General features: G+C 71.2%; 24 protein-coding genes and 1 riboswitch. Of the genes, 15 read left to right on the top strand and 9 right to left on the bottom strand.

What is annotated here, in order from left to right; genetic code table 11:
• Nucleotides 1–251 precede the first annotated feature (251 nt).
• From PYS65_RS14255 to PYS65_RS14220, 8 genes are all read left to right on the top strand, one after another.
• Nucleotides 252–1,772: an aldehyde dehydrogenase family protein gene (locus PYS65_RS14255; RefSeq protein ID WP_279334341.1), complete on the top strand. Its 1,521-nt coding sequence runs from the start codon at nucleotides 252–254 to the stop codon at nucleotides 1,770–1,772.
• A gap of 204 nt (nucleotides 1,773–1,976) precedes the next feature.
• Complete coding sequence (locus tag PYS65_RS14250) at nucleotides 1,977–3,512, top strand: GMC family oxidoreductase (protein WP_279334340.1); 1,536 nt, start codon at nucleotides 1,977–1,979, stop codon at nucleotides 3,510–3,512.
• Nucleotides 3,512–4,645 carry a quaternary amine ABC transporter ATP-binding protein gene (locus PYS65_RS14245; RefSeq protein ID WP_279334339.1) on the top strand — a complete coding sequence of 378 codons (1,134 nt, stop codon included), beginning with the start codon at nucleotides 3,512–3,514 and terminating at the stop codon, nucleotides 4,643–4,645. The genes PYS65_RS14250 and PYS65_RS14245 overlap by 1 nt, the downstream gene beginning before the upstream one ends.
• The gene (locus PYS65_RS14240) at nucleotides 4,645–6,588 is read left to right on the top strand and encodes an ABC transporter permease (RefSeq protein WP_279334338.1); all 1,944 of its coding nucleotides are present in this window, start codon (nucleotides 4,645–4,647) and stop codon (nucleotides 6,586–6,588) included. The genes PYS65_RS14245 and PYS65_RS14240 overlap by 1 nt, the downstream gene beginning before the upstream one ends.
• Nucleotide 6,589: 1 nt before the next feature.
• Nucleotides 6,590–7,546, top strand: coding sequence for an ABC transporter substrate-binding protein (locus PYS65_RS14235; RefSeq protein WP_279334337.1), 957 nt, complete (start codon nucleotides 6,590–6,592; stop codon nucleotides 7,544–7,546).
• Nucleotides 7,547–7,786: 240 nt separating this feature from the next.
• Nucleotides 7,787–8,131 carry a hypothetical protein gene (locus PYS65_RS14230; RefSeq protein WP_279334336.1) on the top strand — a complete coding sequence of 115 codons (345 nt, stop codon included), beginning with the start codon at nucleotides 7,787–7,789 and terminating at the stop codon, nucleotides 8,129–8,131.
• 35 nt (nucleotides 8,132–8,166) lie between these two features.
• The gene (locus PYS65_RS14225) at nucleotides 8,167–9,390 is read left to right on the top strand and encodes a glutathionylspermidine synthase family protein (protein WP_279334335.1); all 1,224 of its coding nucleotides are present in this window, start codon (nucleotides 8,167–8,169) and stop codon (nucleotides 9,388–9,390) included.
• A 123-nt stretch (nucleotides 9,391–9,513) separates the two neighbouring features.
• A riboswitch (ZMP/ZTP riboswitch) is annotated at nucleotides 9,514–9,621 on the top strand.
• 31 nt (nucleotides 9,622–9,652) lie between these two features.
• Entirely contained in the window at nucleotides 9,653–11,101 is a 1,449-nt protein-coding gene (locus tag PYS65_RS14220) for a glycine hydroxymethyltransferase (protein ID WP_279334334.1), read from the top strand.
• A 66-nt stretch (nucleotides 11,102–11,167) separates the two neighbouring features.
• Here PYS65_RS14220 and PYS65_RS14215 read toward each other — a convergent pair whose 3' ends face one another.
• The 3 genes from PYS65_RS14215 to PYS65_RS14205 form a co-directional block, all read right to left on the bottom strand.
• Nucleotides 11,168–11,845: a hypothetical protein gene (locus PYS65_RS14215; protein WP_279334333.1), complete on the bottom strand. Its 678-nt coding sequence runs from the start codon at nucleotides 11,843–11,845 to the stop codon at nucleotides 11,168–11,170.
• A 182-nt stretch (nucleotides 11,846–12,027) separates the two neighbouring features.
• Nucleotides 12,028–12,909 carry a hypothetical protein gene (locus PYS65_RS14210; RefSeq protein WP_279334332.1) on the bottom strand — a complete coding sequence of 294 codons (882 nt, stop codon included), beginning with the start codon at nucleotides 12,907–12,909 and terminating at the stop codon, nucleotides 12,028–12,030.
• Nucleotides 12,906–13,463 carry an RNA polymerase sigma factor gene (locus tag PYS65_RS14205; protein WP_279334331.1) on the bottom strand — a complete coding sequence of 186 codons (558 nt, stop codon included), beginning with the start codon at nucleotides 13,461–13,463 and terminating at the stop codon, nucleotides 12,906–12,908. The genes PYS65_RS14210 and PYS65_RS14205 overlap by 4 nt, the downstream gene beginning before the upstream one ends.
• 125 nt (nucleotides 13,464–13,588) lie before the next feature.
• Here PYS65_RS14205 and trpS point away from each other — a divergent pair, with 125 nt between their 5' ends.
• The 3 genes from trpS (at nucleotide 13,589) to PYS65_RS14190 (ending at nucleotide 16,326) form a co-directional block, all read left to right on the top strand.
• Entirely contained in the window at nucleotides 13,589–14,608 is a 1,020-nt protein-coding gene (gene trpS / locus PYS65_RS14200) for a tryptophan--tRNA ligase (RefSeq protein WP_279334330.1), read from the top strand.
• 187 nt (nucleotides 14,609–14,795) lie between these two features.
• Nucleotides 14,796–15,374 (top strand): 2'-5' RNA ligase family protein, encoded by a 579-nt coding sequence (locus PYS65_RS14195; protein WP_279334329.1) that lies wholly within the window; start codon nucleotides 14,796–14,798, stop codon nucleotides 15,372–15,374.
• Between the two features lie 40 nt (nucleotides 15,375–15,414).
• Complete coding sequence (locus tag PYS65_RS14190) at nucleotides 15,415–16,326, top strand: YihY/virulence factor BrkB family protein (protein WP_279334328.1); 912 nt, start codon at nucleotides 15,415–15,417, stop codon at nucleotides 16,324–16,326.
• Here PYS65_RS14190 and PYS65_RS14185 read toward each other — a convergent pair.
• The gene (locus PYS65_RS14185; RefSeq protein WP_279334327.1) at nucleotides 16,274–17,566 is read right to left on the bottom strand and encodes a D-alanyl-D-alanine carboxypeptidase family protein; all 1,293 of its coding nucleotides are present in this window, start codon (nucleotides 17,564–17,566) and stop codon (nucleotides 16,274–16,276) included. The genes PYS65_RS14190 and PYS65_RS14185 overlap by 53 nt on opposite strands.
• A gap of 172 nt (nucleotides 17,567–17,738) precedes the next feature.
• On the opposite strand from PYS65_RS14185, the gene PYS65_RS14180 reads away from it, so the two are divergent.
• Nucleotides 17,739–17,987, top strand: a complete 249-nt coding sequence (locus PYS65_RS14180) for an SCO4848 family membrane protein (protein WP_279334326.1) — start codon at nucleotides 17,739–17,741, stop codon at nucleotides 17,985–17,987.
• A gap of 24 nt (nucleotides 17,988–18,011) precedes the next feature.
• Nucleotides 18,012–19,358 (top strand): metallophosphoesterase, encoded by a 1,347-nt coding sequence (locus PYS65_RS14175; protein WP_279334325.1) that lies wholly within the window; start codon nucleotides 18,012–18,014, stop codon nucleotides 19,356–19,358.
• Between the two features lie 33 nt (nucleotides 19,359–19,391).
• On the opposite strand, the gene PYS65_RS14170 is transcribed toward PYS65_RS14175, so the two are convergent.
• Both PYS65_RS14170 and PYS65_RS14165 read right to left on the bottom strand, forming a co-directional pair.
• Nucleotides 19,392–20,165, bottom strand: coding sequence for a TetR/AcrR family transcriptional regulator (locus PYS65_RS14170; protein WP_279334324.1), 774 nt, complete (start codon nucleotides 20,163–20,165; stop codon nucleotides 19,392–19,394).
• A gap of 63 nt (nucleotides 20,166–20,228) precedes the next feature.
• Complete coding sequence (locus tag PYS65_RS14165; protein ID WP_279334323.1) at nucleotides 20,229–20,840, bottom strand: Uma2 family endonuclease; 612 nt, start codon at nucleotides 20,838–20,840, stop codon at nucleotides 20,229–20,231.
• A gap of 225 nt (nucleotides 20,841–21,065) precedes the next feature.
• Here PYS65_RS14165 and PYS65_RS14160 point away from each other — a divergent pair, with 225 nt between their 5' ends.
• Both PYS65_RS14160 and PYS65_RS14155 read left to right on the top strand, forming a co-directional pair.
• A complete protein-coding gene (locus PYS65_RS14160; RefSeq protein ID WP_279334322.1) occupies nucleotides 21,066–21,542 on the top strand; it encodes a TM2 domain-containing protein in 477 nt (158 codons plus the stop codon).
• A 52-nt stretch (nucleotides 21,543–21,594) separates the two neighbouring features.
• Nucleotides 21,595–21,957, top strand: a complete 363-nt coding sequence (locus PYS65_RS14155) for a DUF2752 domain-containing protein (RefSeq protein WP_384201482.1) — start codon at nucleotides 21,595–21,597, stop codon at nucleotides 21,955–21,957.
• 209 nt (nucleotides 21,958–22,166) lie between these two features.
• Here PYS65_RS14155 and PYS65_RS14150 read toward each other — a convergent pair whose 3' ends face one another.
• From PYS65_RS14150 to PYS65_RS14140, 3 genes are read right to left on the bottom strand one after another with little or no spacing between them, the layout of a single operon-like run.
• Entirely contained in the window at nucleotides 22,167–22,946 is a 780-nt protein-coding gene (locus tag PYS65_RS14150; RefSeq protein ID WP_109377786.1) for a succinate dehydrogenase iron-sulfur subunit, read from the bottom strand.
• The gene (gene sdhA, locus PYS65_RS14145) at nucleotides 22,946–24,700 is read right to left on the bottom strand and encodes a succinate dehydrogenase flavoprotein subunit (RefSeq protein ID WP_279334320.1); all 1,755 of its coding nucleotides are present in this window, start codon (nucleotides 24,698–24,700) and stop codon (nucleotides 22,946–22,948) included. The genes PYS65_RS14150 and sdhA overlap by 1 nt, the downstream gene beginning before the upstream one ends.
• A gap of 19 nt (nucleotides 24,701–24,719) precedes the next feature.
• On the bottom strand, nucleotides 24,720–25,202 hold the full coding sequence (locus tag PYS65_RS14140; protein WP_279334319.1) for a succinate dehydrogenase hydrophobic membrane anchor subunit: 483 nt from the start codon (nucleotides 25,200–25,202) through the stop codon (nucleotides 24,720–24,722).
• Nucleotides 25,203–25,207 lie beyond the last annotated feature (5 nt).

Genomic DNA, 25,207 nt, shown 5'->3' with positions numbered 1-25,207 from the left:
GCTTCGGGTCAAGGGCCCCGTACCGGTCTCCACCGGTACGGGGCCCTTCCGCGTTGCCGGGCGCGGGGTTTTCGCCCTTATGGCCGCTTCTTCCGTGACGTAGCACACCTCCGGCCGCGAATCACGCATGTATTCGGGTCCAGGGGGAAGGCGCCACCCCGTTCCGTGGATGACGCCCGTGTGACTCGACCTGGTCACTGGACCTGTGTCATTCACGGGCGCTGAACAGGAACGGAAGGCAGCAGGCGGTCATGGCGGACAGTACAGAGCTTCAGGTGCGCACCTCGATCCACGCGGGAGGCGAGTGGCGGGCGGCCCTCTCGGGGGCCACCCGCGAGATCCTCGACCCCGCGGACGCGCTGCCGTTCGCCGTGGTCGCGGAGGGCGACGAGAAGGACACCGACCTGGCGGTGGCCGCCGCCCGGCGGGCGTTCGACGAGGGCCCGTGGCCGCACACCCCCGTCGCCGAACGGGCCGCGCTGCTGCGCCGCGTCGCCGGTCTCCTCGTCCGGGACCGGGAGACGCTCGGTCTGCTGGAGAGCCGGGACGCGGGCAAGACCGTCGAGGAGGGGCGGGTCGACATCGACTGTGTCGCCGACGCCTTCCGCTACTTCGCCGACCTGGTCGCCGGGGAGGCCCCCGGCCGGGTCGTCGACGCGGGCTCCCCCGACGTCCACAGCGTCGTCGTGCACGAGCCGGTCGGTGTCTGCGCGATGATCACGCCCTGGAACTATCCACTGCTCCAGGCCAGTTGGAAGATCGCCCCCGCCCTCGCGGCCGGCAACACCTTCGTCGTCAAGCCCAGCGAGATCACCCCGCTGACCACCGTGGCACTCATCGACCTGCTGATCGAGGCAGGGCTGCCCACCGGGGTCGCCAACATCGTCACCGGGCCCGGTCACACCGTCGGCGCCCGGCTCGCCGAGCACCCCGACGTCGACCTGGTCTCCTTCACCGGCGGACTGGTCAGCGGCACCAAGGTCGCCGAGGCCGCCGCGCCGGGCGTGAAGAAGGTCGCCCTCGAACTCGGCGGCAAGAACCCCAACGTGGTCTTCGCCGACGCCTGCGCGACCCGGGACGGCTTCGACACCGCCGTCGACCAGGCCCTCAACGCGGCCTTCATCCACAGCGGCCAGGTCTGCTCGGCGGGTGCCCGGCTCATCGTCGAGGAGTCGGTCCGCGACCGCTTCGTCACCGAACTCGCCCGCCGCGCCGAGAAGATCAGGCTCGGCCGGGGCACCGCGGACGGCGTCGAGTGCGGACCGCTGGTCTCCGAGCAGCAGCGCGACAAGATCGAGGCGTATGTCGCCTCCGCGCTGAAGGAGGGGGCGGTGCTGCGCTCCGGCGGCAAGCGGCCCGAGCCGTCCGCCGACCGGCCCGAGGCCGGCTACTTCTACGAGCCGACCGTCCTCGACCACTGCCACCGCGAGATGCGGGTCGTGCGCGAGGAGGTGTTCGGACCGGTCCTCACCGTCGAGACCTTCCGCACCGAGGACGAGGCCGTGGCCCTCGCCAACGACACCGAGTACGGGCTGGCCGGCGCCGTCTGGACCGCCGACGCGGGCCGCGCCCGGCGGGTGGCCGGACGGCTGCGCCACGGCACCGTGTGGATCAACGACTTTCACCCCTACCTCCCGCAGGCGGAGTGGGGCGGCTTCGGCAAGAGCGGAGTGGGCCGTGAACTCGGCCCGGCCGGCCTCGCCGAGTACCGCGAGACCAAGCACGTCTACCAGAACCTCGCGCCGAAGCCGGTGCGTTGGTTCGCGGGCTGAGCCGCCACCGCCGAGCGGCACCCGGAGCGGACGCGGTGCGTGCGGCCAGGGCCGCACGCACCGCGTGACGCCGTACCGCTTCGAACGGCGCCCCGGCCAGGGGCGCCGCCCGAGGCCCCGCCGGCCTTGCCCGGTGCCCCTCGCCCCCCTCGATACCTTTTGTCACCCGTCCTGTCCCCGACCCTCCCCGTAGGAGCAGCCTCCATGCCGGAACACGTCCACGAGCACACGTACGACTACGTTGTCATCGGCGGCGGTACCGCAGGGTCCGTCATCGCCTCCCGGCTGACCGAGAACCCGGACGTCACCGTCGCCGTCATCGAGGGCGGTCCCAGCGACGTCGGCCGCGACGACGTGCTGACCCTGCGCCGCTGGATGGGCCTGCTCGGCGGCGAGCTGGACTACGACTACCCCACCACCGAGCAGCCACGCGGCAATTCGCACATCCGGCACAGCCGGGCCCGGGTCCTCGGCGGATGCTCCTCGCACAACACCCTGATCGCCTTCAAGCCGCTCCCGTCCGACTGGGACGAGTGGGAGCAGGCCGGCGCCGAGGGCTGGGGCGCGGTGCAGATGGAGGCGTACTACGCCCGGCTCGAGAACAACATCGTCCCGGTCGACGAGAAGGACCGCAACGCCATCGCCCGTGACTTCGTCGACGCCGCCCAGGGCGCGCTGGGCGTGCCGCGGGTCGAGGGCTTCAACAAGAAGCCGTTCGACGACGGCGTCGGCTTCTTCGACCTCGCCTACCACCCGGAGAACAACAAGCGCTCCTCGGCGTCGGTCGCGTACCTGCACCCGGTGATGGACGAACGCCCCAACCTGACGATCCTGCTGGAGACCTGGGCGTACCGGCTGGAGCTGAACGGCACCCGCGCCGAGGGCGTCCACGTCCGCACCAAGGACGGCGAGGAGATCCTGGTGCGGGCCCGGGGCGAGGTCCTGCTGTGCGCCGGCGCGGTCGACTCGCCCCGGCTGCTGCTGCACTCCGGCATCGGTCCGAAGGCCGACCTGGAGGCGCTCGGCATACCCGTGGCGCACGACCTCCCCGGAGTCGGCGAGAACCTGCTCGACCACCCCGAGTCGGTGATCGTCTGGGAGACGGACGGACCCATCCCGGACAACTCCGCGATGGACTCCGACGCCGGCCTGTTCGTGCGCCGCGACCCCGAACACGCGGGCCCCGACCTGATGTTCCACTTCTACCAGATCCCGTTCACGGACAATCCGGAGCGACTGGGCTATGAGCGGCCGGAGTTCGGCGTCTCCATGACCCCGAACATCCCCAAGCCGAAGAGCCGCGGCAGGCTCTACCTGACCAGCGCCGACCCCGAGGTCAAGCCCGCGCTGGACTTCCGCTACTTCACCGACGAGGACGACTACGACGGCCGGACCCTCGTCGACGGCATCCGCATCGCCCGCGAGATCGCGAAGACCGAGCCGCTGGCCCACTGGCTCAAGCGCGAGGTGGCCCCCGGCCCGGACGTCACGGGCGACGAGGAGCTCAGCGAGTACGCCCGCAAGGTCGCCCACACCGTCTACCACCCGGCGGGCACCTGCAAGATGGGTGCGGCGGACGACGAAACAGCCGTCGTCGACCCCGAGTTGAGGATCCGCGGCCTGCAGGGCATCCGGATCGCCGACGCCTCCGTCTTCCCGACCATGACCGCCGTGAACCCGATGATCGGCGTGCTGATGGTCGGCGAGCGGGCCGTCGACCTGATCGGGAGTGATGCGTGATGAGTACCGCCGCGACTCCCGCAGCTCCCGCCGCCTCCGCCGGCTCGGAGGCCGGCTCACCCGTCTTCTCCGTCGACGGGCTGTGGAAGGTCTTCGGCCCGAAGGCCGACCGCGTGCCCGGCGACCCCGAACTCGCCGCGCTCGACCCGGCCGGACTGCGCGCCCGCACCGGGTGCACGGCCGCCGTCCGGGACGTCTCCTTCGACGTCCGCAAGGGCGAGGTCTTCGTCGTCATGGGCCTGTCCGGCTCCGGCAAGTCCACGCTGGTGCGCTGTCTGACCCGGCTGATCGAGCCGACCGCGGGCACCATCGCCATCGACGGCGAGGACGTCCGCGCCATGGACAGGGCCCGGCTGCGCGAACTGCGCCGGCACCGCGCCGCCATGGTCTTCCAGCACTTCGGACTGCTGCCGCACCGCACCGTCCTCGACAACGTGGCCTACGGCCTGGAGATCCAGGGCATGGGCAAGGCGCAGCGGCGCGCCAAGGCCGCCGAGGTCGTCGCCAAGGTCGGCCTGGAGGGCATGGAGCAGCGCAGACCCGCGCAGCTCTCCGGTGGTCAGCGCCAGCGCGTCGGGCTCGCCCGCGCCCTCGTCGTCGACCCCGAAGTGCTGCTCTTCGACGAGCCGTTCAGCGCGCTCGACCCCCTCATCCGGCGTGACATGCAGGAGGAGGTGATCCGGCTGCACCGCGAGGAGCGCCGCACGATGGTCTTCATCACGCACGACCTGAACGAGGCCCTGAAACTGGGCGACCGCATCGCCCTCATGCGCGACGGACGGGTGGTCCAGCTGGGCACCCCCGAGGAGATCGTGGGCTCGCCCGCCGACGACTACGTCCGTGACTTCGTCCGGGACGTCCCGCGCGAACAGGTCCTCACCGTCCGTACGGCCATGCGCCCCGCCTCCGCGGTGGAAGCGGCCGGCAGCGGCCCCGCCGTCCGCCCGGACGCCACGGTGTCCGAGGCCATCGAGGCCGTCGCCCGCGCGGGCGGACCGGCCCGGGTCCTCGACGAGGGCCGCTGCCTGGGCGTCGTCGACTCCGACGCGCTGCTGTCGGTGATCGCCGGGACGGGACGGTCCGCGGGAACGGAGCAGTCCGCCGGGACGGAGCTGTCCGGGGAGGCCGTCTGATGGCGACCGTCACCGCGATCGTCCCCCGGACCGGGCGGGCCGGTCTGCTCGGACACCTCGCCGTGCGCAAGCTCCTGCTGCTCACTGTGGCCGCAGCGGTCCTCGTCCCGTTCGCCGTCGCACGCTGGGCCGGCGGCAGCTGGCCCGAGGCACTGACCGTGGACCTCTCCGGACCGCTGGCCGGGGCCAGCGACTGGATCATCGACAACCGGGACTCCCACCCCCTCTTCCTGTACTTCTTCGGCCACGTCAGCAACGTCGTCGTCGTCACCGTACGGGCCGTCTACCTCGCCCTCCTCGCCGTCGGATGGGCGGGGGCGACCGCTCTCGCGGGGCTCGTCGCCTGGCGCGTCGCGGGCATCCGCCTCGCGCTCGGCACCGCCGTCGCGTTCCTCACCTGCGGACTGCTCGGCATGTGGGTGCCCACCATGCAGACGCTCGCCCTGATGGTGGTCGCGGTCACCGCCTCCGTCGTCGTCGGCGCGCTGCTCGGGCTCGTCGCCGGGCTCTCCGACCGGATGAACCGCGTCCTGCGCCCGGTCCTGGACACCATGCAGGTGCTCCCCGCCTTCGCCTACCTCCTGCCGGTCGTGCTGATCTTCGGCATCGGCGTCCCGGCCGCCGTCCTCGCCACGGTCGTCTACGCCGCGCCGCCCATGGCCCGGCTGACCGCGCTCGGTCTGCGGGGCGCCGACAAGGAGGTGCTGGAGGCGGTCGAGTCGCTCGGCACCACCTCCCGCCAGCGCCTGCTGACCGCCCGCATCCCGCTGGCCCGCAAGGAACTCCTCCTGGGGCTCAACCAGACGATCATGATGGCGCTGTCCATGGCCGTCATCGCCTCGGTGATCGGCGCGGGCGGTCTCGGCGACCGCGTCTACCAGGCGCTGGCCTCCGTCGACGTGGGCGCGGCCCTCGCCGCCGGCATCCCGATCGTGCTGCTCGCCGTCGTCCTGGACCGGGTGACCGGTGCGGCCGGGGCGAACCTCGGCCAGGAGCCCAGGCCCCGCACGCACTGGCTGTACGTCGTGGCCGGCGCCGCGGTCGTGGCCGCCGCCGGACGGCTGACGGCACGCCTGGAATGGCCCGACGGATGGGTGGTGCCCCTCGTCGAACCGGTCAACCGGGCCGTCGGCTGGATGACCGACCACCTGTACTCGGGCGTCCCCGTCGTCGGCGGCACCGCCGACTGGGCCGCCCGCTTCACCACCTGGGTCCTCGACCCGGTCCGCGACGGACTGCAGTGGCTGCCCTGGTGGTCGGTGCTGCTCGTGGTCGCCACCCTGGCCTGGCTGATCGGCACCTGGCGCACCGCGCTCACCGCCGTCCTCGCCATGGCCGCCATCGGGGTGCTCGGCGTGTGGGAACCGTCCCTCGACACGCTCTCCCAGGTCATCGCGGCCGTCGCCGTCACCCTGCTCGTCGGCTTCGCGACGGGCATCGCCGCGGCACGCAGCGAACGCGTCGACCGGCTGCTGCGGCCCGTGCTGGACGTGTTCCAGACGATGCCGCAGTTCGTGTACCTGATCCCGGTCGTCGCCCTGTTCGGCGTCGGCCGCGCCCCCGCCGTCGCCGCGGCCGTCGTCTACGCGCTGCCGGCCGTCGTCCGCATCACCGCGCAGGGGCTGCGCCAGGTCGACCCGGCGACCCTGGAGTCGGCCCGCTCGCTCGGCGCGACCAGCACCCAGCAGCTGCGCCAGGTCCAGCTCCCGCTGGCCCGCCCGGCGCTGCTCCTCGCCGTCAACCAGGGCGTGGTCCTGGTCCTCGCCGTCGTCATCATCGGCGGCATGGTCGGCGGCGGCGCACTCGGCTACGACGTCGTCTTCGGCCTCGCCCAGGGCGACCTGGCGACCGGACTGGTCGCCGGTGCCGCGATCGTCTGCCTGGGCCTGATGCTCGACCGGGTGACCCAGCCCACCGAACGCCGCGCGCAGAAGGGAGCCTGACATGCGACGCCGTACGACCTCCGCGGTGGGCGGAGCCTTCGCGCTCGCGCTGCTCACCGGCTGCGGTGCCGCGGACATGACCAAGCAGGCCTCGCCGTACGCCAACGCCAAGGGCGCCCGGACGGTGAACCTGGCGGTGCAGTCCTGGGTGGGCTCCCTGGCCAACGTGGCCGTCGCCCAGTACCTGCTGGAGAACGAGCTCGGCTACCGCGTCGACGTCGTCCAGGTCGACGAGGTGCCCGCCTGGGACGCGCTCAGCCAGGGCCGGGTCGACGCGATCCTGGAGGACTGGGGCCACCCCGAACAGGAACAGCTGTACGTCGAGGAGAAGAAGACGATCGCGCGCGGCGGCGACCTCGGGGTCACCGGGCACATCGGCTGGTACATCCCGACGTACTTCGCCGAGCAGCATCCCGACCTGAAGAGCTGGAAGGACCTCAACCAGTACGCCGACCGGTTCCGCACCGCGGAGAGCGGCGGCAAGGGCCAGCTGATGGACGGCTCACCGGCCTACCTCACCCACGACAAGGCGCTGGTGAAGAACCTGGAGCTGGACTTCAAGGTGGTGTTCGCCGGTTCCGAGGCCGCGCTGCTCACCCAGATCAAGCAGTTCGCCAAGGAGAAGAAGCCCTTCCTCACCTACTGGAACACCCCCCACTGGCTGTTCGAGAAGGTGCCGATGACCGAGGTGATGCTGCCCCCGTACGAGGAGGGCTGCGACGCCGACCCGGCGGAGGTCGCCTGCGCCTACCCGACCGCCCCGCTCCAGAAGTACCTCAACGCGGACTTCGCGCAGGACGGCGGTGAGGCGGCGGACTTCCTGAAGAAGTTCACATGGTCCACGGAGGACCAGAACGCGGTCTCCCTGATGATCGCCGACCAGAAACTGACGCCCCAGGAGGCGGCGGAGAAGTGGGTGGACGGGCACGAGTCCACCTGGAAGGAATGGCTGTCCTGACGGCCGGTCCGGTCCGGACCGGGCCGGGCACGAGGCGCGCCCCCGGGCCCACCGAACGCGGTGGGCCCGGGGGCGCGCCAAGCGTGCGCAGGAGGTCAAAAGCCGTGAAACGGCGGGGGAGCGAGGCCGGCGTCGGGGGTCTCGCGGACACGTCGGACGGACGGCGCCTAGGCTGTCCGCCGCGAGCCGGGAGCAGGCACCCGGTGGCGGGTACACGCGACACGAGGGGGAGACGGGGACATGGCGGAGACACGACGACGGCTGCGGTCCGGCACGGTGATGCTCGGTGGCGTGGGCCTCCTCGCGGCCGCCCTGTCCGCGTGCGGTTCGGACCCGGACCGCCGCTGCGTGGACCGGAACAGCTACGACTTCCCCGACGGCTACAAGATCGTCGCCGACAAGAACTGCAAGACCTCCGGTTCCGCGGGCAAGGGAAGATCCACCGGATCGAAGCGGTCCGACGCCGCCTGGTACTACGACGCGGAGGTCAGCGACGGCCGGGCCCACGACGGCACCTTCAGCCGCGGCGATGCCGTCGACCGGGACGGCTTCGGCTCCTCCGGCGGCGGCACCGGCGGCGGCTGACCACCCCGGCGAGCGAAGGAACGAAGGACCCGCCCGTGGAACGCCGCACCATGGAGCCCCGCCCCGGCTGGCAGCAGACCGTCGAGGAGCAAGGGCTCATCTACCCCCTCACCCTCCCCCGGGCCCTCGAGCCCGCCCGGGAGGCGGGGATGCCCGTCCCCGACGACGCCTGGGTGCCCTACTGGGACGAGAGCGCCTACTACGTCTTCGGCCTGGACGAGGTCGAGGCGCTGGAGGAGGTCGTCGAGGAACTGCACCGCATGTGCCTCGCGGCCGCCGGGCACATCGTCACCGCCGACCGCTTCGCCGACCTCGGCATCACCGACCCGCGGGTCGTCGAGGCGGTCACCGAGGCCTGGCAACGGCGCGCCGAACTCCCCTCCGTCTACGGCCGCTTCGACCTGCGCTACGACGGAACCGGCCCCGCGAAGCTCCTGGAGTACAACGCCGACACCCCCACCTCCCTCGTGGAGGCGGCCTCGCCGCAGTGGTTCTGGATGGAGGAGCGCTTCCCCGGCGCCGACCAGTGGAACTCGCTGCACGAACGCCTCGTCGAGGCCTGGAGGAAACAGGCCGCCCTCCTCCCGCCGGGCAGCCCCCTGCACTTCGCCCACTCCTCGGCCGACGAGATCGGCGAGGACCTCATGACCGTCGCCTACCTCAAGGAGACCGCCGAACAGGCGGGCCTCGAGACCGAGTGGCTCTCCATGGAGGAGATCGGCTGGGACCGGCTCTCCGGCCGCTTCGTGGACAAGAACCTCCGGTTCATCCGCAGCATCTTCAAGCTGTACCCCTGGGAGTGGCTCACCACCGACCGCTTCGCCGGCCACGTCCTCGACACCCTCGACAACGGCGGCGGCACCGGCAGCACCCTGTGGATCGAGCCGGCCTGGAAGATGCTGCTGAGCAACAAAGCCCTGCTGGCGATCCTCTGGGAGCTCTACCCGGGCCACCCCCACCTCCTCCCGGCCCACCTCGACGGCCCGCGGGAGCTGGCGGACACCACCGGCTGGGTCGCCAAGCCCCTCCTCGGCCGCGAGGGCGCCGGTGTGACGATCCATCAGCCGGGCAGCGCCCCCGTCCTCCGCGACGAACCCTGCTGCTACCAGCAGTTGGCCCCGCTCCCCGCCTTCGACGGCAACCACGTCGTCCTCGGCGCCTGGACCGTCGGGGACGAGTCCGCCGGCCTCGGCATCCGCGAGTCCTCGGGCCTCATCACCGACGAGTACGCCCGCTTCCTGCCCCACGTGATCCTGTGAACAGGGCCCAGGGGAAGCACCTCTCCACGGGCGCGGGGCCGTGACACGTACGTCCACCCGGCGGGCGCTGTCGCCCGCATGGTGGACGTCTCCCCGTGGCACTTCGTGCCACCCGGTAATGTGGCCGGGGGCCGTGACTGGCGCGCTGGGATGGAACAACCATCGGGAAGCGGCCCCCGGAACCGTGTCCCGCCGGGACCGGCAGATGTGCCGTGCGCCTGGGCCATGCCGTGAACGCCGAACGCCACGTCCGGAGGTCCTCATGTCCGCCGAGCCCCTCTCCACCGCTTCCACCGCCTTCCGCTCCGCCCTCGACGTGATCCGCGCCGTCGAGCCGCGCGTCGCCGACGCCATCGGTCAGGAGGTCGCCGACCAGCGTGAGATGCTCAAGCTGATCGCCTCCGAGAACTACGCCTCCCCGGCCACCCTCCTGGCGATGGGCAACTGGTTCAGCGACAAGTACGCCGAGGGCACCGTCGGCCGCCGCTTCTACGCCGGCTGCCGCAACGTCGACACCGTCGAGTCGCTCGCCGCCGAGCACGCCAAGGAGCTCTTCGGCGCCCGCCACGCCTACGTCCAGCCGCACTCGGGCATCGACGCCAACCTGGTCGCCTTCTGGTCCGTGCTCGCGCAGCGCGTCGAGGTGCCCGCCCTGGAGAAGGCCGGAGTCCGCCAGGTCAACGACCTCTCCGACGCCGACTGGGCCGAACTGCGCCGCGCCTTCGGCAACCAGCGCATGCTCGGCATGTCCCTGGACGCCGGCGGCCACCTCACCCACGGCTTCCGCCCGAACATCTCCGGGAAGATGTTCGACCAGCGGTCCTACGGCACCGACCCGGCCACCGGCCTGATCGACTACGAGGCGCTGCGCACCTCCGCCCGCGAGTTCAAGCCGCTGATCATCGTCGCCGGCTACTCCGCCTACCCCCGTCTGGTGAACTTCCGGATCATGCGCGAGATCGCCGACGAGGTCGGCGCCACGCTCATGGTCGACATGGCCCACTTCGCCGGTCTCGTCGCCGGCAAGGTCCTCACCGGCGACTTCGACCCGGTCCCGCACGCCCAGATCGTCACCACCACCACCCACAAGTCGCTGCGCGGCCCGCGCGGCGGCATGGTCCTGTGCGACGACTCCCTCAAGGACCAGGTCGACCGCGGCTGCCCGATGGTCCTGGGCGGTCCGCTCCCGCACGTCATGGCCGCCAAGGCGGTCGCCCTGGCGGAGGCCCGGCAGCCCTCCTTCCAGGACTACGCCCAGCGTGTCGTGGACAACTCCCGCGCCCTCGCCGACGGCCTGATGCGCCGCGGCGCCACCCTGGTCACCGGCGGCAGCGACAACCACCTCAACCTGATCGACGTCGCCGCCTCCTACGGCCTCACCGGCCGCCAGGCCGAGGCCGCCCTGCTCGAGTCGGGCATCGTCACCAACCGCAACAGCATCCCGGCCGACCTCAACGGCGCCTGGTACACCTCCGGCATCCGCATCGGCACCCCCGCGCTGACCACCCGCGGCCTGGGCACCGCCGAGATGGACGAGGTCGCCGCCCTCATCGACCGCGTGCTGACCGCCGCGGAGCCCGGCACCACCAAGTCCGGTGCCCCCTCCAAGGCATCCCACGTCCTCGACGCGAAGATCGCCGACGAGATCTCCCGCCGCGCCACCGACCTGGTCGCCGGCTTCCCGCTCTACCCGGAGATCGACCTCGGCTGAGAAGCCCCTTCGCGACCCGTCCCATGGCGGTCCGGTCATGTACCGGGCTGCCGTCGGGTGCGGTCATCAGGCGTCCAGCAGCTCCTGCCTCGGTCCCGGGTCGTCCTTCCGCCGGCGGATCGGCGGCCACCGTGTCACATACGGGCGCAGTACCAGGGCCAGTGCCGCTCCGGCCACCAGGCCCGGTACGGCCCACCACCAGTCGGTGCCTTCGTCCGTCGCCGGCATGGGACGGGTCTCGGAGGCTGACGCGGCCGCACCCTGGTCCGTCTCCGGGCCGGCCCCTTCCGTCTCCCACGGTGCCGGGTAGGTCCATGAGCCCACCCCGGTGCCTGTCGTCTCGCTCATCACACCCAGGGTGAACAGGAACTTGTGCACAGCCGTCGGGTCCTCGGCACGGTGCCAGAGACCGTCCGGCGATCCGGTGGTCTGCGCCGCCGTGTATATCCACACGTCTTGGCCCGCGTCCCCCAGGAAGACCCGGTCCACGCGCCACGGCGCCACGTCGTGCACCATCCACGTCACATTGATCAGCCGGGCCGAGCCCGAGGCGGCCTCCGGCAACTGCTCTCGTGTGCCTTTGCCGACCGGGCCGAGCAGCCGCTCCAGCTCGCCGTACTGCTTGTCGGAGTAGTACAGCGACGCCGTTTCCTCGCTCCCCGGTGAGGTCACCAGCACGCTCGTCGGCCCCCCGGCGGAGGCCGGAGACGCTCCCCACAGCGTCAGGGCCAGCGCGGCAGCCAAGGCCCCCGTACTCGCCGTCAGTTGTCGAACAATGCCCTTCCATCCGCGCATCCGGACCCCCACTCGGCCGGTCGATCCCCGTGCGGCCCGCCCACGAGCCACCTGTCACTTCTGGTACACCGCCCGGGCCGCCGGGGTTCCCACTCGGTCCACCGCGGATTCCGCGACTTCGGCCGGCCCGGCTACCGACCCGTCTCCTCGACTTCCTCGACCGTCCCCGCGATCTCCAGCGCCCGCGCCTTGGCCACGCCTTCCAGCCGCAGCGTCACCCCGTCCGCGGCCGCCCCCTCACCGCCCACCGCACCCCCGTGGGACCACAGCAGCGTCGGCCCTGCCGTGCGCTCCGCCCGGGTGAACCGGTGCCCGTCCGCGTCGACCATCCAGAAGCTCAGCACATGCGGCCGCGAGAACCACAGGACCGGATCCGCACCCCCGTCCTCCCCGTCCTCCTCGCCCAGCGACAGCCACTCCGGCTGCTCGCGCACGCTCTTGACGAAGGTGATGTCCAGGCGGCCCGGGAACTCGTCCAGCCGGATCGTCCGCCCCTCCTCCCGCCAGCACAGGCTCACCAGGGACCGTCCCCGCGGCAGCCCGCTCACCGTCACCGCGTCCGGAACGCCCAGCGCCTTCGGCACCAACGGCGTGAACCCGGCCCGCCGCTCCGCCTCGCCGAGCGACACCGACCGCCCGCAGCCGGGCACCTCCGCGCCCGGCGAGGGCACCGCCGACGGGTCGTACCGCACCTCGACCCCGCCGAAGCCGAACCAGTCGGTCACCGCCGCCCGCACCGGAGGGGTCAACGCCAGCACCGTCAGCAGCCCGCACACCGCCGCGACCAACGACCGCCATCGCGCCCGCGTCCAGCGCCGCACCGTCCACAGCCGCTTCCCGGCGCCCGTCGGCTCGGCCGCCGGAACCGGCACCTGCTCGGCGAGTATTTGCCCCAGCACCCGCTCGACCATCGACTCGGACTCCGCAGCCCCACCCGGCCCGTCCAAGGACCGGCCGAAGGCCCGCAGTTCCTCCCGCAGCCGCTCGGCCTCACCGTCGTACAGCTCACTCACGCCGTCTCACCCCCCTCCCGGGGCCGGAAGTCGGGCAGCAGGCGCTCCAGCTTGCGCAGGGCGCGGTTCAGGCGGGACTTCACTGTGCCCCGGGGCCAGCCCAGGGCCTGTGCGGTCTCCCGCTCGTCCATCTCCAGCAGATAGCGGTAGGTGACGACCAGCCGGTGCTCCTCACTCAGCTTCTCCAGAGCGGCCACCAGCGCCCCGCGGCGCTCCGTCTCCAGCGTCGCCACCGCGGGGTCGGCCGACTCCGGTATCACCGGTCGCGCTTCCGCGAACGCCGCCTCACGGTCGGCGAGGGTGTTCCGGCGCACCGCCGCACGCACTGTGTTCCTCGTCTCATTGGCCACGATCGACAGCAGCCACGGCCGGAACGCCATGCCGTCCCGGAACCGGCCCAGCGCGCAGTACGCCTTCACGAAGGCCTGCTGCACCACGTCCTCCGCGTCCGCCCCCGCCCCGAGCGCGGCGGCCGCCCTGAGCGCGATGCCCGTATGGGCCCGCACCAGCTCCGCATACGCCTCCGGCTCCCCGGCGCGTACGCGTGCGATCACCGCAGTCTCATCGACGATGCGGCCCCCCTCCCGCGTCCTCACACTCTTGTTACACCCCCGGGCACGGATCGGTTCCCACCCGTTCCCAGTCGGTTCCCGACCGCTCCCCGCGGCCTGAGAGAATGGTGAGCATGGCTTCTGAACGTCCCCGTGTGCTCTCCGGTATCCAGCCGACCTCCGGCTCGTTCCACCTCGGCAACTACCTCGGTGCCGTCCGCCAGTGGGTCGACATGCAGAACACCCACGACGCGTTCTACATGGTCGTCGACCTGCACGCGATCACGGTTCCGCAGGACCCGAAGCAGCTGCGCGAGAACACCCGGGTCGCCGCCGCCCAGCTCCTCGCGGCCGGCCTCGACCCGGACCGCTGCACGCTGTTCGTCCAGAGCCACGTCCCCGAGCACGCGCAGCTCGGCTGGCTGATGAACTGCATCACCGGCTTCGGCGAGGCCTCCCGGATGACCCAGTTCAAGGACAAGTCCGCCAAGCAGGGCAGCGACCGGTCCACCGTCGGCCTGTTCACGTACCCGATGCTGATGGTCGCCGACATCCTGCTCTACCAGGCCGACCAGGTCCCGGTCGGTGAGGACCAGCGCCAGCACCTGGAGCTGACCCGCGACCTCGCGGAGCGCTTCAACCAGACCTACGGCGACACCTTCACCGTGCCGAGCGCGTACATCCTCAAGGAGACGGCGAAGATCTACGACCTTCAGGACCCGACCGCCAAGATGAGCAAGTCGGCGGCCGGCCAGAAGGGCCTGATCAACCTGCTCGACGAGCCGAAGGCCACCGCGAAGAAGGTCCGGAGCGCGGTCACGGACACCGACACGGTGGTCCGTTTCGACCGCGAGCACAAGCCCGGCGTCAGCAACCTCCTGACGATCTACTCGACCCTCACCGGGACGGGTGTCACCGCGTTGGAGGAGCGGTACGCCGGCAAGGGCTACGGCGCGCTGAAGACGGACCTCGCCGAGGCCGTGGTCGAGTTCGTCACTCCCTTCCGGGAGCGCACCCAGCAGTACCTGGACGACCCCGAGACGCTCGACTCGATCCTGGCCAAGGGTGCGGAGAAGGCACGTGCCGTCGCCGCGGAGACCCTCACCCGGGCCTACGACCGGGTGGGCTTCCTGAGCGCCAAGCACTGAACGGGCCGGGCCGCCGGCCGTACTGAACGCGACCCGGGCACCGATCCGTACCACCGGACGAGCGCCGTACATCACTCCTGCTGCGCCTGCCCGGGACGGGGCCGTGGTCGTACAGTCGGGGAGAGGGTGACCGCTTCGGCGGTCACCGGGTGCTCGGCGGAATCACCATCACAACGAAGGAGACGACGTGGGGACCGTAATGATCGGTGTGTCGATCGCGGTCCCGGAGCCCCACGGCAGCCGGCTTCAGCAGCTGCGCGCGGGCTTCGGCGACGCCGCTGCTCACGGGATCCCCACGCATGTCACCCTGTTGCCGCCGACGGAGGTCGACGAGGGCGACCTGACGGCCGTCGAGGCGCATCTGAGCGAGGTCGCCGCGACCGGCCGGCCGTTCCCCATGCGGCTGTCGGGCACCGGCACCTTCCGGCCGCTGTCGCCGGTCGTGTTCGTCCGGATCGTGGAGGGCGCCGAGGCCTGCACCTGGCTGCAGAAGCAGGTCCGCGACGCGTCCGGTCCCGTCGCCCGTGAGCTGCAGTTCCCGTACCACCCGCACGTCACCGTGGCGCACGGGATCGACGAGGCGGCGATGGACCGCGCCTTCGAGGAACTCGCCGACTACGAGGCGCACTGGCCCTGCACCGGCTTCGCGCTCTACGAACAGGGCGCCGACGCGGTGTGGCGCAAGCTGCGGCAGTTCCCGTTCGGCTCGCTCGTGGTGCCGCCGCAGGCCGGGCGCGCGGACTGCGGCTCCGTCTCCGCGCACTGACCGGGGTTCCGGCCCGCCGGGACGGGGGCAGGGACGGTTCATGGACTGGCTGAAGAAACTCCCGGTCGTCGGCCCGTGGGCGGTGCGACTGATGCGCACGCACGCGTGGCGGTCGTACGAGCGGATGGACCGCGTGCACTGGACGCGGCTGGCCGCCGCGATGACGTTCACCAGCTTCGTCGCGCTGTTCCCGCTGCTCACGGTCGCCGCCGCGATCGGCGCCGCCACGCTCAACCAGGAGCAGCAGGACACCCTCCAGGAGAAGATCACCCAGCAGGTGCCCGGCATCTCCGACCAGCTGGACATCGGGGGCCTGGTGCAGAACGCCGGCACCGTGGGCCTCATCGCCGGTGCCGTCCTGCTGTTCACCGGCATCAGCTGGGCCGGATCCATGCGTGAGTGCCTGCGCGCGGTGTGGGAGCTGCCCGACGTGGAGGAGAACCCCGCCCTGCGCAAGGCCAAGGACGCGGGCGTCCTCGTCGGGCTCGGCGGCGCGGTCCTGATCACCCTGGGCGCGTCCGCCGTCGCCTCCGCGATGGTCGGCCGGATCAGCAGGGGCATCGGGCTGGAGGAGGGCGGCTGGGGCGGGATCGTGCTGCACGTCGCGGCCTTCGCCGTCGCCGTGGGCGCCGACTTCCTGCTCCTGCTGTACGTCCTGACCCTGCTGCCCGGCGTCGAACCCGCCCGCCGTGCCCTGGTGGTGGCCGCGCTCATCGGCGCGTCCGGTTTCGAACTGCTGAAACTGCTGCTCAGCGGCTATATGCAGGGGGTGGCCGCGAAGAGCATGTACGGCGCGTTCGGTGTCCCCGTCGCCCTGCTGCTGTGGATCAACTTCACCATGAAACTGGTCCTGTTCTGCGCCGCCTGGACCGCGGCGGCGCAGAACGGGGAGACCGGGCTCACGGACGCGGGCGGCGGCGCACCAGATCCGGCAGTGGCCAGCGGCGGTTGACCAGGAACGCCCCGCCCGCGAGCAGCACCAGCACCCCGCCCGTGACGGCGAGCGCGGTCCCCATGCCGTCGGCGCCGCCCCCGGTCGCGGCGCTCGCGACCGGCGCGGCACCCGCGGCGCCGGGCGCGCCGTCACCGGCGCCGCCCGCCTCGCCGGGGGAGGCGGAGGCATCCGGCCGGGCGCCCGCCTGCACGGCGCTCTTCGGCGCCACCAGCTCACCCACCGGCTCGACCTTGCCGGCCGCCTTGAAACCCCAGTTGAAGAGCTTCGCGGTCTCCTTGTAGACCGTGTTGCTCCCGCCCTCCTGCGGGTTCATCACGGTGACGAGCAGCACGGTGCCGCCCTGCTCGGCGACCCCGGTGAAGGTCGCGCCCGCGTTGGTGGTGTTGCCGTTCTTCACACCCGCTATGCCCTTGTAGACGGGCACGTCGTAGTCGCCGGACAGCAGCCGGTTGGTGTTCTGGATCTCGAAGGACGTGCGGACCCGCTTGCCCTTCTTGTTCTTCTTCGTCTCGCCCGGGAAGTCGGCGCGGACCGTCGAGGCGTACTCCCGGAAGGCCTTCTTCTGCAGCCCGGAGCGGGCGATCAGCGTCAGGTCGTACGCGGACGAGACCTGGCCCTCGGCGTCGTAGCCGTCCGGGCTCACCGCGTGCGTGTCGAGGGCCTGGAGCTCCTCGGCGTGCTCGTTCATCTCCTTGACGGTGTTCTCGATGCCGTCGTTCATCGCCGCCAGTACGCGCACCGCGTCGTTGCCGGAGCGAAGGAAGACACCCAGCCACAGGTCGTGGACGGTGTAGGTCTCCTCCTCCTTGATCCCGACCATGCTGGAGCCGGGGCCGATGCCGGCGAGGTCGGAGGGGACGACCTTGTGCTCGGCGGATCCGGGCCACTTCGGCAGCAGCGTGTCGGCGAACAGCATCTTCAGGGTGCTCGCCGGGGCCAGCCGCCAGTGCGCGTTGTGTGCGGCGAGCACCTCGCCGGACTCGGCGTCGGCGACGATCCAGGAACGGGCCGACAGTTCCTTCGGCAGCACCGGCACCCCGCTCGCGAGGTTGACCTGTGTTCCCGGCTGTCCGAGCCGGGCGCCGCCCACCGACGACATGGTCGCCGGGGGAGTGGCCGAAGGACTGCTCGAAGGGCTCGGCACCGCGAGCGCTACGGGAGCGGTCAGCGCGGTGGACAACAGAACGGCGGAAGTGAGCAGCAACGATCGCCGGATGGAGTTTTTGGGTGCGGGCACGGACGGAAACGTACCTGCCCCGCCCGTGGAAGTCCCCCTTCCGCCCCCACCCCGCGAACGGAACCGGACACCGTCCGGCGATACTGGATCCATGCCGTGCCCGTCCGGGGAACCATCCCCGGCCCTCTGGCCGCCTCCGGGTGCCCGGCGTCGCGATGAAAGGTCCGATCTGGTGAAGCTCAGCCGCCCCGTCTCCTGGTTCCTGCTCGCCTTCGGGGTGTGGAGCTGGATCATCTGGGTCACTTTCGTCAGGAACCTGGTCAAGGACGGCAGCGGGCTCGCGTTCGACGACGGCGAGCCGACGGCGTACTTCTGGGTCCATCTGCTGCTGGCCGTCGTCTCCTTCGTACTGGGGACGGTCATCGGAGTCATCGGGTTGCGTGGTCTGCGCGCACTGAGCCGGACGTCACGGACGTCGTAACGGAAAACTGGGGAACACCGCACCGTGCCCATCCTCTTCGTACTCGTCCCACTGCTGGTCCTCGCCGTACTGGTGACGGGCAACTGGTACATGTGGCGCCGCCTGTTCCACGACACGACCCGGGGGCCGGGCGCCGTGCGCCGCTGGGGAGCCCTGTTCTTCATCGGGTGCTGGGCGCTGACCTTCGCGGCCTTCTTCACCACGCGCAGCGGTGCCCCGTTCTGGCTCAAGCAGGTCCTGGCCTGGCCCGGCTACCTCTGGGTGGCCCTGTGCCTCTACCTGTTTCTGGCGGTGCTCGCGGGCGAGGTCGTACGCCCGGTACTGCGCCGGGTCCTGGAGCGGCGGGCGGCACCGGCGCACGAGGAGCCGACGCCGATACCCGCGGGAGCGACGGCCGCCGCACCGGGGTCGGACACCCCTGCCCTCACCGGCACTCCCGGGGCTCCCGGCACCCTTGACCCGGCCGCTCCCGACTCCGATGCCCCGGACACTCCCGCTGCTTCTGAAGCCCCTGACGTTCCTGACGTTCCTTCCGGGCTCACCGGTCCCTCCCGTCGTCTCTTCGTCTCCCGGGTGGTCGCCGGGGCCGCCGCCGCGGCGGCCGTCGGGACGGTCGGGTACGGCACGGCCGACGTGGTGCGCGGTCCGCGGGTGAAGCGGGTCACCGTGCCGCTCGCCAAGCTGCCCCGCGCGGCGCACGGTTACCGGATCGCGGTGGTCAGCGACATCCATCTGGGGCCCATCCTCGGCCGGGGCTTCGCGCAGAAGGTCGTCGACACGATCAACTCGACCCAGCCCGACCTGATCGCCGTCGTCGGCGATCTGGTGGACGGCAACGTGAAGGAACTCGGCCCGGCTGCGGCCCCCCTGGCGCAGCTGACGGCGCGGCACGGCTCCTTCTTCGTCACCGGGAACCACGAGTACTTCTCCGGCGCCGAGGAGTGGGTCGCGGAGGTGCGCCGGCTCGGTCTGCTCCCCCTGGAGAACGCCCGCACCGAACTCCCGTACTTCGACCTCGCCGGGGTGAACGACCTGGCCGGTGAGAACTACGGCCAGGGCCCCGACTACGCGCGGGCGCTCGGCGACCGGGACCGGGCCCGCGCGTGCGTGCTCCTGGCCCACCAGCCGGTGATGGTCCACGAGGCCGTCGACCACGGCGTCGACCTCCAGCTCTCCGGCCACACCCACGGCGGCCAGCTCTGGCCCGCCAGCTACCTCGCCGCCGCCGCCAACCCGACCCTCGCGGGCCTGGACCGCTACGGCGACACCCAGCTGTACGTCAGCCGCGGCGCCGGCGCCTGGGGCCCGCCGACCCGGATCGGCGCGCCGTCGGACATCACGGTGATCGAACTGGCGTCGAAGCAGACCTGACGGCGGCCCCGGGCGCCTTCGCGCGGGGCCCGGTCAGCCGAGCGGGGCGGGGCGGCCGTGCTCGGCGGGGGCCGTGCGGCGGGGCTTCGCCGGGTCGGGCAGGGCCTTGGTCAGGCCCGGCAGGAAGTCCGTGAACAGTTCGTGGACCTCGCGGACCAGGGGGCGCAGCACGCGGAAACGGGCCAGGGCCACACTCCGCGCGGTGATGCGGGCGCCGCGCTCGGCGAGGCGGTGACTGCGTGCGCGGTCCTCGGTGCGGTCGAAGATCCAGTACAGGACGAGGCCCATCTGGGCCAGCCACATCAACTCGGGCAGCATCTCCCGCAGTTCCGGTGCGACCTTGGTCCCCGACCCGGCCAGCACCTCCCGGTGGACGCCGATCGCCTGCGAGCGCGCGTGCTCCGACTCGGGGGAGAAGGGGCTGAGCGGGCTGTCCGGGTCGGCGGCGTTCTTGAAGAACTGCACCGCGAACTCGTGGTACGGCGTGGCGATGTCCAGCCATGCCTTCAGCACGCCCGCCAGCCGGGCCTCCAGCTCGGTCTCCCGGTCCAGGATCTCCCGGACCACCAGCCGGTGCTCGGCGGCGATCCGGTCGTAGAACCCCTGGATCAGGTGTTCCTTGCCCTCGAAGTAGTAGTACGCGTTGCCGACGGAGACCCCGGCCTCCGTGGCGATGGCCCGCATGGTCGTCCTGTCGTACCCGCGCTCCCGGAACAGCCGCATGGCCGTCTCCAGGATCAGGGCGCGGGTCTGTTCGGACTTGCTGGGTGCGGCACCCTCGCCGGGGCCGTCGTTCTTCGCGCACACGGGAGGAGAGCCTAACCGGACGCCGGCGGCGATCCCGAGCCGGCTGGGGGAGCTCCGCGCTCCTCAGTCGTCCGTCCGGGGCTGCCCGGCCCGGAGGATCTCGGTCACGTCCAGGGTGACCTTGGCGCCGATGGAGTCGGGGAGGGTGACCTGCTGACCGGGAGAGTGGAAGCGGTGGGTGGCGTAATCGTTGCCGACCGGATCGGTCAGGACGTGGAGGCGTCGGTGCCTGCGGTCGACGACCACGTACACGGGAACCCCGGCTTCGGCGTAAGCGGCCACCTTGGTCTTCAGATCGTTCTTCCAGTTGCTGGAGGTGACCTCCAGGACGAGGCGGAAGCAGACCGGTTCGTAGGAGTTGTTCTCGACGAGGTGGTCGTCGAAGTCGGCGTCCACGAGAGAGAGGTCGGGGACCGCGTAGTCCTCGATGTCGGTGGGCAGCCAGAGGCCGATGCCCTGGAGCACTTCGGTCTCGCCGTCGTCAAGGCCCGCCGCGATGAACGGACGCATGAGTTTGGTCAGGGCTCGGGCGTGCGGGCCGTCCGGTGGCGGGGTCACGAGGAGCTGGCCTCCGATGATCTCGACGCGGTAGCCCGGAACGCGTTCCATGAGACGGTTCGCCTCCGCGATCAGCGGACGCTCGTCGTGGGGCCGCTCGACGGATGCTGCGGACATCACGTGCCTCCCAGGGGCTGGTTGTCGAGACCATCATCGTAGGGCGGACGACGCCTCCACGGCCCTTGCGGCAGGATTCACCCGATGGTGTGGCATATGCCCGAGGGGTCCGTTCCCGGCGGGAACGGACCCCTCGGTGACCGGGGCGGGCCCCCGGCTTCTCTTCGCCGTCCGTGTCCTGCAAGATGACTGGCAGTTTCCGTATTCACCAGGAGAGACACCACCGTGAGCGAGCAGCCGCAGCAGCCGTCCCAGCCGCCTGGTTTCGGCCCTCCGAACCCGGGCGCGACCGGTCAGTCCGGCCCCTACGGCTACCCGCAGGCAGGCCAGCCCGGCCAGCCCGGTTACGGCTACCCGCAGCAGCCCCCCGGCGGCTACCCGCCGCCCGGCTACCAGCAGGCGGGCTACCAGCAGGCGGGCTACCAGAAGCCCTCGGGGTTCCCTCAGGGCGACCCTCACGCGCCCTACGGGTACGACCCCTACGGCCGCCCCTACTCCGACAAGTCGAAGATCGTCGCCGGTGTCCTCCAGCTCTTCCTGGGAGGCCTGGGCATCGGCCGGTTCTACGTCGGTTCGGTCGGCATCGGCGTCGCCCAGCTGCTCACCTGCGGCGGCTTCGGCATCTGGTCGCTGGTCGACGGCATCATGTACCTGGTCAGCAACGACCGCACGGACGAGCAGGGGCGGATCCTGCGTGGCTGACGCGGCTCGTTCCGCGTCGGCCGGGGGGCGGCGACCGCGGTGGCACCCCGCGGTGCCCCCCGTCGCGCTGCTGGCCGCGGGCGTCGCGGGCGCCGCCTACCTGTGGGGCACCGACCCGCACGAGCCCGGCCATGTCCTGCCCCAGTGCCCGTTCCGGGCCGTCACCGGCCTGCTGTGCCCCGCCTGCGGCGGTACCCGCATGGCGTACGACCTGATGCACGGTCACTTCGCCGCGGCCTGGCTGGACAACCGGGCCCTGCTGCTCGCCGCGCCGTTCGTGCTGGTGCTCTGGGGGCGCTGGACGATCGAGGGCCTGCGGGGCCGCTTCTGGGCTCCCCGGCTCGCCCCCCGGGTCCAGGTGCTGATCCTGCTGACGGCGGTGGCCTGGACGGTGGCCCGCAACATCGTCCGGTGACACGTGTGACCACGGCATCGGTGGCGCCGGCGTCCGGTCGCTGGTCGACGGCATCGTTTTCCTGGTCGGCAACGACCGCACCGACCAGGGGGCCGTGTGCTGGGCGGCTGCCGTCGTCCAGGACCTGACCGGCGGCACGAACGGACCGAGGGCCCCGATCCACTGGATCGGGGCCCTCGGCCGTCACGGCGCGGAGCGCCGGGAGAGCGTCAGAAGCGGCGCGTGATGAGCGCCCGCTTCACCTCGGCGATCGCCTTGGTGACCTCGATGCCGCGCGGGCACGCGTCCGTGCAGTTGAAGGTCGTCCGGCAGCGCCAGACGCCGTCACGGTCGTTGAGGATCTCCAGGCGCTGCTCGCCGGCCTCGTCACGCGAGTCGAAGATGAAACGGTGCGCGTTGACGATCGCGGCCGGACCGAAGTACTGGCCGTCGTTCCAGAAGACCGGGCACGAGGACGTGCAGGCGGCGCACAGGATGCACTTCGTCGTGTCGTCGAAGCGCTCACGGTCCTCGGCGGACTGCAGCCGCTCACGCGTCGGCTCGTTGGTCTCCTTCGTGATCAGGAAGGGCATCACGTCCCGGTACGCCTGGAAGAACGGCTCCATGTCCACGACCAGGTCCTTGAGGACCGTGAGGCCCTTGATGGGCTCGACCGTGATCGGCTTCTCGGGGTTGAGGTCCTTGATCAGCGTCTTGCACGCCAGGCGGTTGGTGCCGTTGATCCGCATGGCGTCGGAGCCGCAGATGCCGTGGGCGCAGGAGCGGCGGAAGGTCAGGGTGCCGTCCAGGTCCCACTTGATCTTGTGCAGCGCGTCGAGGACACGCTCCTTGGGGTCGATCTCCAGCTGGAAGTCTTCCCAGGTCGCCTCGGCGGAGACCTCCGGGTTGAAACGGCGGACCCGGACGGTGACGGTGATGTATGGGGAGTCGGCGAAACCGGGCTCGGGCGATCCGGCCGCGTCCGCCTTGTCCAGAACAGGGGTAGCCATCAGTACTTACGCTCCATCGGCTGGTAGCGGGTCTGGACGACCGGCTTGTAGTCGAGACGGATGGACTCGGTGCCGTCGTCGCCCACCTCGCGGTACGCCATGGTGTGGCGCATGAAGTTGACGTCGTCGCGGTTCGGGTAGTCCTCGCGGTAGTGACCGCCGCGGGACTCCTTGCGGGCCAGCGCGGAGACGGCCATGACCTCGGCCAGGTCGAGCAGGTTGCCCAGCTCGACGGCCTCCAGCAGGTCGGTGTTGAACCGCTTGCCCTTGTCCTGGATGGCGACGTTCCGGTAGCGCTCGCGCAGCTCCCCGATCTTCTCGACCGCCGTCTTGATCGTCTGCTCGGTGCGGAACACCATGACGTTGGCGTCCATGGTCTCCTGCAGCTCGCGGCGGAGCTCGGCCACCCGCTCGGTGCCGGTGGAGGACCGCAGCCGCTCGATCTGCTCGACGACGAACGACTCCGGGTTCTCCGGGAGCTCGACGAAGTCGGTCGTGTGCGCGTACTCGGCCGCCGCGATGCCCGCCCGCTTGCCGAACACGTTGATGTCCAGCAGCGAGTTGGTGCCCAGGCGGTTGGCGCCGTGCACCGACACGCACGCGACCTCGCCGGCCGCGTACAGGCCCGGCACGACGGTGGTGTTGTCGGCCAGGACCTCGCCCTGGACGTTCGTCGGGATGCCGCCCATGGCGTAGTGCGCGGTCGGCTGGATCGGGATCGGGTCGTTGTACGGCTCGATGCCCAGGTAGGTCCGCGCGAACTCCGTGATGTCGGGCAGCTTGGCGTCCAGCTGCTCCGGCGGGAGGTGGGTCAGGTCCAGGTAGACGTGATCGCCCTCGGGACCGCAGCCGCGGCCCTCGCGGATCTCCGTGTAGATGGACCGGGAGACGACGTCACGGGAGGCGAGGTCCTTCATGACCGGCGCGTACTTCTCCATGAAGCGCTCGCCGTCCTTGTTGCGCAGGATGCCGCCCTCACCGCGGGCGCCCTCCGTCAGCAGGATGCCCATGCGCCAGATGCCGGTCGGGTGGAACTGGAAGAACTCCATGTCCTCCAGCGGCAGCCCGCGCCGGTACACGGACGCCTGGCCGTCACCGGTCAGGGTGTGCGCGTTGGACGTCACCTTGAAGAACTTGCCGTTGCCGCCGGAGGCGTAGATCACGGACTTCGCCTGGAAGATGTGGATCTCGCCGGTGGCCAGCTCGTACGCCACCACACCGGCCGACTTCTTGACGCCGTCGACCTCGGTGATCAGCTGGTCCAGGACGTAGAACTCGTTGAAGAACTCCACGCCCTCCTTGACGCAGTTCTGGTACAGCGTCTGAAGGATCATGTGACCGGTGCGGTCGGCCGCGTAGCAGGAGCGGCGGACCGGGGCCTCGCCGTGGTTGCGGCTGTGGCCGCCGAAGCGGCGCTGGTCGATGGTGCCGTCCGGGGTGCGGTTGAACGGCAGGCCCATCTTCTCCAGGTCGAGGACGGAGTCGATGGCCTCCTTCGCCAGGATCTCGGCGGCGTCCTGGTCGACCAGGTAGTCACCGCCCTTGACCGTGTCGAAGGTGTGCCACTCCCAGTTGTCCTCCTCCACGTTGGCCAGCGCGGCGGCCATGCCGCCCTGCGCGGCGCCCGTGTGGGAGCGGGTGGGGTAGAGCTTGGTCAGGACGGCGGTGCGGCTGCGCTTGGTCGACTCGATGGCCGCGCGCATGCCGGCGCCACCGGCGCCGACGATGACGGTGTCGTACTTGTGGATCTTCATGTTTCTCGCAACCCCGTGCCTAGCGGATGTTCGGGTCGAAGGTGAAGATCACCAGCGTGCCCAGCAGGATGGTGAACACCGTGGCGGTGTAGAGCAGGCCCTTGAGCCACAGCCGGGTGTTCGTGCGTTCCGCGTAGTCGTTGATGACCGTGCGCAGGCCGTTCGCTCCGTGCAGCATCGCGAGCCACAGCATCAGCAGGTCCCAGACCTGCCAGAACGGAGAGGCCCAGCGGCCCGCCACGAAGGCGAAGCCGATCTTGGAGACGCCGCCGTCCAGGACGAGCTGGATCAGCAGGTGCCCGATGACCAGGACGACCAGGACGACGCCGGACAGGCGCATGAACAGCCAGGCGGCCATCTCGAAGTTGCCCCGGGTGCTCTTCGGGGTCTTCTTGGTGCGGGCGCGGGGCGGCTCGATGACGGGCGCCGGGTTGTCGACCGAGTAGAGCGAGGCGCCTTCGACGGGGCCGATGCCCGAGGCGGTGGAATCAGTCGTGGACATTGGCG

This window comes from Streptomyces cathayae, from assembly GCF_029760955.1.
Classification (GTDB): domain Bacteria; phylum Actinomycetota; class Actinomycetes; order Streptomycetales; family Streptomycetaceae; genus Streptomyces; species Streptomyces cathayae.
The sequence above is the reverse complement of the archived record's forward strand: the minus strand, read 5'-3'. Positions and strand labels throughout refer to the sequence as shown.